Raw genomic sequence first — 8,768 nt, 5'->3', positions numbered from 1 at the left:
CAGCGCCCCGTCCGGTGAACACGCCTCTAAGCAGGCCAACTGAGTCGGTCAACAGGAAAATGACAAAGAAACGACACTGCCCTGAATTTGCCGCGCAGGCCCGTCCAAGCGACCAAGTGGCCCCACTCTATATATGCGAGCCTTGAAACGGCATGCCGCGGCTCCGCTGTCACACCTTGGCCACGGCGCGAAATCATCGTCATGGACTGCGCAGAGCAGTTGACCAAGTGAACGTTATCAATTAGGTGAACGTTCACAACAAGGACGTCAGACGCCGATTCGCGGCGCGGGGAGGATAAAAATGACGATTTCCAAGACTCGGATTCTATCTGCTTATGTGTCGGGCGCGTCTGCTCTGGCGCTGAGCATGGGCCTGCAGCCAGCCTTTGCGCAGGATAGCATAACCGAAGAACAGCCTGCTGAAATCGTGGTGACAGGCATTCGCGCGAGCTTGAATGCCGCCAGCGACATCAAGCGCAACGCCCAGGGTGTGGTGGATGCCATCTCCGCCGAGGACATAGGCAAGTTCCCCGACACCAACTTGGCAGAATCGCTGCAGCGTATCACCGGCGTGTCGATCGACCGTTCGAACGGCGAAGGTTCAACCGTGACCGTTCGCGGCTTCGGTCCTGAATTCAACCTGGTGCTGCTCAATGGCCGCCAGATGCCGACATCGACCTTGGGCGATGGAGCGAGCGCGCCCGCCAGCCGTTCCTTCGACTTTGCCAATCTGGCATCGGAAGGCGTTGCAGGCGTCGAGGTCTATAAGTCGGGGCGGGCTACCCTGCCCACCGGCGGCATCGGATCGACCATCAATATCAAGACGCCCCGCCCTCTCGATCGGCCGGGCCTCAAAGGCAGCGTCGCGGTCAAGGGTGTCTATGACAGCTCGCGCAATGAGGGTGACCCGATCACGCCTGAAATATCCGGCATCATTTCCGACACTTTCGCCGACGGTCTGTTCGGCATTGCGGTCAGCGGATCGTGGCAGAAGCGGAAGGCCAGCGTCAACCAGGCCAATGTCGGCTGGCGCGACGGATATCTTGGCTCCGAAAATAATTGGGGATCACTGCCCCAGGCAGGCGATCCACGTTTTGCCAATATTGAAAACCGCCCTGGCCCCAATGACGTCTATCAGGTCCAGCAAAATGCCAGCTACGACCTTAATGATATCGAGCGCGAGCGGCTGAACGGCCAGATCGTGTTGCAGGTTCGTCCCGCTGACAATCTGACCGCGACGTTAGACTATACCTATTCGCGCAACACCGTGCAGGTGCGCAATTCCAACGTCGGCATCTGGTTCAACTTCAATGATGTGTCGAGCGCCTGGACCGATGGTCCGGTGGCCGGTCCGAAATTCTATTCCGAACAGTTCGGTGCCAATGAAGGCAAGGATCTGTCCTATTCCGGTTCGCTGGTGGAAAACCAATCGACCAACAAGTCGCTGGGCGCAAACCTGGCATGGGATGGGCCGGGCGGACTGCGCCTGGAACTCGACGCGCATCATTCGACGGCAGAGTCGGGCGCAAACGATCCCTATGGCACCAGCACCTCGGTCGGCACGGCTGTGTTCGGCGTGCGGAGCCAGACGGTCGATTACACCAACGACCTGCCCATCATTTCGGTCGAAATGCATCCGGGCATCAATGCGTTGGACGCCGGGAACATCCAGGCGACCGGCAATGCGTTCCGCAATGCCTATTTCAAGGATCGCATCAACGAAGGCCAGCTGCGTGGCAGCTATGATTTCGAAGGCTCGATCCTCGACAGCCTCGATTTTGGCGTCACCTATATCGAAAACAAGGTGCGGTCGGCCTACGGCTTCATCCAGAACGACACATGGGGCGGATCGACCACGAAGGACCAGCTGTCCGACGACCTCTTCACGCTCGAAACCCTGCCGGACAAGTTCTAGGGCTTGTCGGGCGCGGGCGACGCGGCGATGCTCCAGCAATTCTATACGTTCAATTTCGAGAAGATGGTCGGTTTCCTCGACGATCTGAACGGCATCTGCGGCGGCGATGGCAATTGTCTGTCGAGCTTCACGGTCGATCGCCGAATCCGCGAACGCACCATCGCGCCTTACCTCCAGGCCAATCTGGCCTTCGACGTTGCCAACCGTCCGGCTCATTTCCGTGCGGGCGTGCGCTATGAAAAGACCAAGGTCCGTTCGTCCGCGCTGGTGCCGATCCCGACCGGCACGCAATGGGTGTCCGCCAACGAGTTCAACCTCACCTATGGCACTGGCAGCGACTTCACCACCTTCCGGGGTGATTATGACAATTGGCTACCCGCCATCGACGTCGATTTCGAACCGATCGAGAATGTGAAGCTGCGCGCAAGCTATAGCCATACCATTACCCGCCCGGACTATGCATCGATGCAGGGTGGTCGTACTGTCGATCAACTGTTCCGCATCGGCGGCGGCACCGGCAGCCAGGGCAATCCGGGCCTGCTTCCCTATAAATCGAAGAATATCGATCTGTCGGCCGAATGGTATTATGCGCCATCCAGCTATCTGTCAGTCGGATTTTTCGACAAGCGGGTGCGCAACTTCATTTCGAGCACCCGGATCGACACCGATGCGTTCGGCCTGACCAACCCGGCGGATGGCCCACGCTATCAGGCGGCCGTCGCGGCATTGGGCGCCAATGCCAGCACGACCGATCTGCGCAACTATATCTTCGCCAATTATCCGGCCTCGGTCATCGTCGACAGCTTCGATCCTGCGACCGGCAATTATACCGGCAAGATATTGGGGCTGCCCGAAGATGGTGCGGTGAATTTCCAGGTGTCGACCCCGATCAACTCGGATCAGAGCGCGCATCTCTATGGCTTTGAATTCGCCATCCAGCATAATTTCTGGGACACGGGATTTGGCACGATCCTGAACTACACGATCGTTCGTGGCGACGCGACATACGACAACAGTCAGCCGTCCAGCGTTCCGCAATTTGCGCTGACGGGCCTCTCGGACAGCGCCAACGCCGTCCTCTTCTATGACAAAAAGGGTATTCAGGCGCGTATCGCCTATAACTGGCGCGACAAGTTCCTGGGCGGAACAGGTCCCAACCCCTTCTATATCGAAGCCTATGGCCAGGTGGATGCCAGCGCGAGCTGGGAGTTCAAGAAGGGCTATACCGCCTTTGTCGAAGCCATCAATCTAAACGGCGCCAGCCGCCGTGGCCATCTGCGTAGCGAAAACAACGCCTTCTTCGCTTCGCCCGGCTATGCCCGATATGGCGCGGGCCTTCGCGTCAACTTTTGACGGGATGACTTGATTGAAGTCCGGCACGATGGGACAAGGCCGCACCTGAACCGGTGCGGCCTTGTCCCGCATCAGCCGGGTGGAGAGACAGCGGTGATGTGACGGGACACCGGCACCTCCGCCAAGGAGCCATTAGAGCGTCATGACCCAGCACCAGATCCTTGATTCCCTGACCCATCGCACCCTGCGTGTTCGGACCGACAGCGGAGCGGCATTGGGTGATGCCGTCATGGCCTGCCTGTTGATGCCCGCCGAATTCCGCCAGGCGCAGGCGCATTTTCCCATATTGTTCCGGCGCGACCTGGAAAGCGGCACCCTCTCGGCCGTGGCGTTGTTCGGCTTTGCCAATGGCGAAAATCTCTTTCTGGAAGCAGGTCATTGGGATGCGGCCTACAAACCACTGGCGCAGGCGGTGCAACCCTTCCTGATCGGCCGTTCGTCGGATGGCAGCAGGCCGCCGCAGGTCCATGTCGATATGGGCAGCCCCCGACTCATCCATGAAGGGAACGAAGGCGTTGCCCTGTTCGACGAGGCAGGGCAGCCCTCCCCCTGGCTGGACAGCATTGCGCAACGGCTCGGCGACCTGGATGCCGCCTTTCAGGCCAGCGCCGATTTCTTTGCTGCGCTGGAACGTCATGCGCTGCTCGAACCCTTTACGCTGGACGTGCCATTGGTCGATGGAACGCGGAACAGCCTGGTCGGCTTTCACATCATCGACGAGGAGCGGTTGCGCGCGCTCGATGCCGTCGCGTTGGATGAGCTGCACCGGGCCGGACATTTGATGCCATTGTTCATGGCGGTGGCGTCGATCGCGCAGTTCAACGAACTGGTCGCGCGCAAGAATCGTAGAGTGGCCGGTGGCTGAGGCGGCTCTGGTCGGCCTGCCTGCGGTCAGGGTGCTACAAGCCACCGACGATGCAACGCTGGATACTTTGCTGCGGGAAGAAGATACGCCTTTTGTCGTGCGGGGACTAGTGCGCGACTGGCCGCTGGTGCAGGCCGGTCTGGAATCGTATGGCGCCGCCCGCGCCTTTTTGCTGGCCCATGCGCGTGACCGCGACTTTGTGGTGTCGATAGCGGAGCCGGATGCCAAAGGACGCCTGTTCTACGATGACGCCATGGCGGTCAATTTCCGCATGGGCAAAGGCAGGTTGTCCGACATCTTTGCACAATTAGATGCGGCCGAAGGACGAGATGTGGCGCAAGCCCCCACCGTCTATCTCGGCTCCGTCGATATGCAGGAGTTTTTCGACGGACTGGCCGACGTACACCCCATGCCGATGGGTTCGCGCACCCCATTGACATCCCTGTGGATCGGCAATGCCAACCGCATCGCGGCGCACAATGACTTTCCCGATAATCTGGCCTGCCGCGCCGTGGGGCGTCGCCGCTTCACCTTGTTTCCGCCCGACCAGTTCGCCAATCTCTATCTTGGCCCGATCGACATCACCCCAGCGGGACGGCCGATCTCCATGGTCGATTTGGCGGCCCCTGATTTTGCAACCTATCCGCGTTTCCGCGATGCGCTTGCGACCGCCCAGATTGCCGAGCTGGAGCCGGGGGATGCACTCTTCATACCCTCGCTCTGGTATCATCATGTCGAAGGGCTGGCCGATTTCAACATATTGGTGAATTATTGGTGGCGCGACACGCCGCGTTATCTGGGCCAGCCCTATAATGCGCTGCACCATGCGATCATGACCATCCGCGACCTGCCCGAAGAGGAGCGCGCGATCTGGCAAGCCATGTTCGACCATTATGTATTTTCGGGCGGTGAGGCAGCCCGCGCCCATCTGCCGGAAAAGGGCCGTGGCGTGCTGGCCCCGCTCGACGCAGAATCTGCGCAACGCATGCATCATTTCCTGTTGAGGAGCCTGTCGCTATGAGCACGCTACCCCCGCCTCGTCGCATCGTCGTCGCCGGTGGCGGCACGGCCGGTTGGATGACCGCCGCCGCCCTCGCCCGCACGCTGGGACCAGTGGCGCAAGTCACCTTGGTCGAAAGCGAGCAGATCGGCACGATCGGCGTGGGCGAAAGCACCATCCCGCCGCTGGTCGCCTATAATCGCATATTGGGTATCAACGAAGCCGACTTCATGCGCGCGACCCAGGCGACGTTCAAGCTGGGCATCAATTTCGAGAATTGGCGTGTGCCAGGCGAAAGCTATTTCCATAGTTTCGGCGGGACCGGCAAGGATCATTGGTCGGCGGGATTCCAGCATTTCTGGATGCACGGGCAAGCTCAAGGGCATGACGCGCCCTATGGCGACTATTGCCTGGAGTTGAAGGCGGCGGAGGCTGGCCGCTTCGCGCATCTGCCCGACGACCGGATGAACTATGCCTATCAGCTCGATTCGGGACTTTATGCCCGCTTCCTGCGGAGGATGGCGGAAGCGGATGGCGCCCAGCGGATCGAAGGGCGCATCGCTAAGGTCGAACTCGACAGCGAAAGCGGCGACATTGCCGCGCTGCTACTGGACGGCGATCGGCGAATCGAAGGCGATCTGTTCATCGACTGCACCGGCTTTCGCGCGTTACTGATCGAAGGCGCGCTGCATGTCGGCTATGACGACTGGACCCACTGGCTGCCTTGCGATGGCGCGGTGGCGATCCAGACCAGCAGCGTGCGGCCGCCCGTCCCCTATACCTGCGCCATCGCGCATGAGGCGGGCTGGCAATGGCGCATTCCGCTCCAACATCGGCAGGGCAATGGCATCGTCTATTGCAGCAGCTTCCTGAACCCGGACGCTGCGCTCGAAAAACTTCTGGCCTCGGTCGAAGGCGACAAGCTGGTGCAGCCCAACCCGATCCGGTTCCGCACCGGGGCGCGGCGGCGGCAATGGCATCGCAACTGCGTGGCGGTGGGCCTGTCGGGCGGATTCATGGAACCGCTGGAGTCCACATCCATCCATCTGATCCAGCGCGCCGTGCTGCGCATCTTGCGGATGCTGCCCGCGGGCACCGTCAGCCCGCTCGACATCGCAGAATTCAACGATCAACAGATGACGGACATGGAGCAGATCCGTGATTTCCTGATCCTGCATTATAAAGCGACCGATCGGCGCGACACGCCCTTCTGGCGCCATTGCGCAGCCATGGCGGTGCCGGACAGCCTTGCCCACCGCATGGAATTATTCCGGCAGACCGGCCGCGCCTTCCGCAAGAATGAAGAATTATTCGCAGAAAATAGCTGGGTCCAGGTCATGATGGGACAGGGCATCACCCCGCAAAGCCACCACCCTATAGCCAGCAAGTTGCGGCCCGACGAACTGACCCATCTTCTAGCGTCGCTCAAGGACCAAGTGTCCCGTACCGTGGCAAATCTGCCGGAGCATGCAGCCTATATTGCGCGCTATTGCAGCGCGCAGGAGCCGGTGGCGGCATGATCGCGCGCCTCCTCATCGCGACGCTGCTGTGCGCCGGTGCCGAAGTAGCGGTCGCCGCACCGGAACAGCCGGGCTGGCACAAAGTCTGGGCCGATGAATTTGATGGTCCGGCACTCGACCGGCGCAAATGGAATCTTGCCGACAATTGTTGGGGCGGCGGCAATGAAGAGCGGCAATGCTACACAACCTCTGCGACCAACCACCGGGTCGCCAATGGCCTATTGGACATCATCGCTCGGCAGGAAACGCATGATGGCCCCGCCTTCCCGCAGGACCAGCGCACGACGCCGGACAAGGCGCGCGCCACCCGAACCAAGCCCTTCACATCGGCGCGCCTCTCGACCGATGGCAAAGCGTCGTGGCTCTATGGCAAGGTGCAGGTGCGCGCGAAACTGCCGCAGGGCCAGGGAAGCTGGCCTGCCATATGGATGCTGCCCGAAGGATGGGATTATGGCGGCTGGGCGCAATCCGGCGAGATCGACATCATGGAGGCCGTCAATCTAGGCACCTCCTGCGACACCTGCGCAGGACAGATAGAAGATCGTGTCCTGGGAACGATCCATTTCGGCGGCCTCCCGCCGCGTAACCGCTATATCGGCGACGAAACGCCCATGCCGACCCCGCTTGATGGCTTCCACGTCTATGAAATCGAGTGGGACGCCACCGGCATCGTCTGGCGCGTGGACGGCGTGGATTTTGCGCGGCGCGCGCCGCATGAATGGCACAGCCTGGGGTCCGACAAGCCAGGCGCGCCGTTCGACCGTCCCTTCCATCTCATCCTCAACCTTGCCATCGGCGACCACTTGCCCGAAGGACGCAACAGCAAGGGCGTCGATCCCACCGGCTTTCCCAAGACGATGCAGATCGATTGGGTGCGGGTCTGGCAGAAAGACGCCACTCCCCCGACGGAGAATGGGCAGTAAATGGCGCGACGGCGGCTGGCAGTCACGATCAAACATGTTGCGGCAGATGCGGGCGTATCCCTGCAGACGGTGAGCCGCGTCATCAATAGCGAGCCCAATGTCCGCCCGGAAATGCGCGACCGGGTACAGGCGTCGATCGATCGGCTGGGCTATGTGCCGTCGATCGCGGCGCAACGGATGAGCGGATCGCGCTCCTACCTCATTCTGGCGCTCAATGACCGCGAACGCACGATCGCGGACTGGCGCGCGCGGCAGGGCACGGACTGGGTCGACCAGATGTTGCTGGGCGGCATGCTGGAATGTGCCGAACATGGCTATCGGTTGATCTTCGAATTGGTCGACACGCACGCCGATCATCTGGAGCGCGAACTGGGGGCAGCCCTGTCGGCGCTGCAACCCGATGGGGCGATCCTGACCCCACCCCATTCGGACAATCCGCGCATATTGGCGACGCTCAAGCGCCATCATGTGCCCTATGCCCGTATCGGAGCGCAAGGGCGGGACGATGGCGCGCTGCCTGCGGGCATCCGCGTGTCGATGGATGACGAGGGCGCGGCGCGACGCGCGACACGGCACTTGCTGGACCTCGGCCATCGACGCATCGGCTTCATTTCAGGGCCCGCCGAATATCGGCTGTCGGGCTGGCGCGTCGATGGCTGGCAGGCGGAAATGGCGACGGCGGGCCTGCCTACCGAAGCCCTGCTGGAAACCGGCGATTTCGGCTATGCGTCGGGCCTGCGCGCGGCGCAGGCGTTGCTGGCGCGGGTGGATCGACCAACGGCTATCATCGCCAGCAACGACCAGATGGCGCTCGCCACGATCGAGGCGGCGCGCGACGCAGGCCTCGCCATCCCCGCCGACCTGTCGCTGGTCAGTTTCGATAACACGCCACTGGTCCGCTTCACCACGCCACCGCTGACCGCGGTGGACCAGCCGATCGCCGAAACGACGGCGATGGCCGTGCGACTGCTGATCACCGCGCCCAGTGTAACGCTCGATCCGCCTGCGCCCGTCATCATTCCCATGGGCCTGGTCGAACGCGCTTCGACTGCGCCACCGCCCGATGTCGCCTAAGCAAGCAGCAGCGGGCAGCGATCGCCGCTTCCTGCTCCTCTATGCGCTCGCTTGGGCGGGTGCCGCCATCGCCTACACCCCGCTTCTAACCATCCTGCTGCCGGTGCGCGTCGATCTG

At 61.6% G+C, this 8,768-nt stretch carries 7 protein-coding genes; all 7 read left to right on the top strand.

What is annotated here, in order from left to right; genetic code table 11:
- Positions 1–301 precede the first annotated feature (301 nt).
- The 7 genes from IL54_RS25850 (at position 302) to IL54_RS06865 (ending at position 8,650) form a co-directional block, all read left to right on the top strand.
- The gene (locus IL54_RS25850) at positions 302–1,915 is read left to right on the top strand and encodes a TonB-dependent receptor (RefSeq protein ID WP_443210490.1); all 1,614 of its coding nucleotides are present in this window, start codon (positions 302–304) and stop codon (positions 1,913–1,915) included.
- A 27-nt stretch (positions 1,916–1,942) separates the two neighbouring features.
- The gene (locus IL54_RS25845; protein WP_443210488.1) at positions 1,943–3,268 is read left to right on the top strand and encodes a TonB-dependent receptor domain-containing protein; all 1,326 of its coding nucleotides are present in this window, start codon (positions 1,943–1,945) and stop codon (positions 3,266–3,268) included.
- A 142-nt stretch (positions 3,269–3,410) separates the two neighbouring features.
- Positions 3,411–4,133, top strand: a complete 723-nt coding sequence (locus IL54_RS06885; protein WP_037474257.1) for a SapC family protein — start codon at positions 3,411–3,413, stop codon at positions 4,131–4,133.
- Positions 4,126–5,154 (top strand): cupin-like domain-containing protein, encoded by a 1,029-nt coding sequence (locus IL54_RS06880; RefSeq protein WP_037474256.1) that lies wholly within the window; start codon positions 4,126–4,128, stop codon positions 5,152–5,154. The genes IL54_RS06885 and IL54_RS06880 overlap by 8 nt, the downstream gene beginning before the upstream one ends.
- A complete protein-coding gene (locus IL54_RS06875) occupies positions 5,151–6,653 on the top strand; it encodes a tryptophan halogenase family protein (RefSeq protein ID WP_037474253.1) in 1,503 nt (500 codons plus the stop codon). The genes IL54_RS06880 and IL54_RS06875 overlap by 4 nt, the downstream gene beginning before the upstream one ends.
- Positions 6,650–7,576: a glycoside hydrolase family 16 protein gene (locus tag IL54_RS06870; RefSeq protein ID WP_037474251.1), complete on the top strand. Its 927-nt coding sequence runs from the start codon at positions 6,650–6,652 to the stop codon at positions 7,574–7,576. Before IL54_RS06875 ends, IL54_RS06870 begins: the two co-directional genes overlap by 4 nt.
- Positions 7,577–8,650: a LacI family DNA-binding transcriptional regulator gene (locus tag IL54_RS06865; protein ID WP_037474250.1), complete on the top strand. Its 1,074-nt coding sequence runs from the start codon at positions 7,577–7,579 to the stop codon at positions 8,648–8,650. It begins immediately after the preceding gene.
- Positions 8,651–8,768 lie beyond the last annotated feature (118 nt).

The sequence above is a fragment of the Sphingobium sp. ba1 genome (assembly GCF_000743655.1).
Lineage (GTDB): Bacteria > Pseudomonadota > Alphaproteobacteria > Sphingomonadales > Sphingomonadaceae > Sphingobium.
This window is presented reverse-complemented; position numbering and strand designations above follow the sequence as displayed.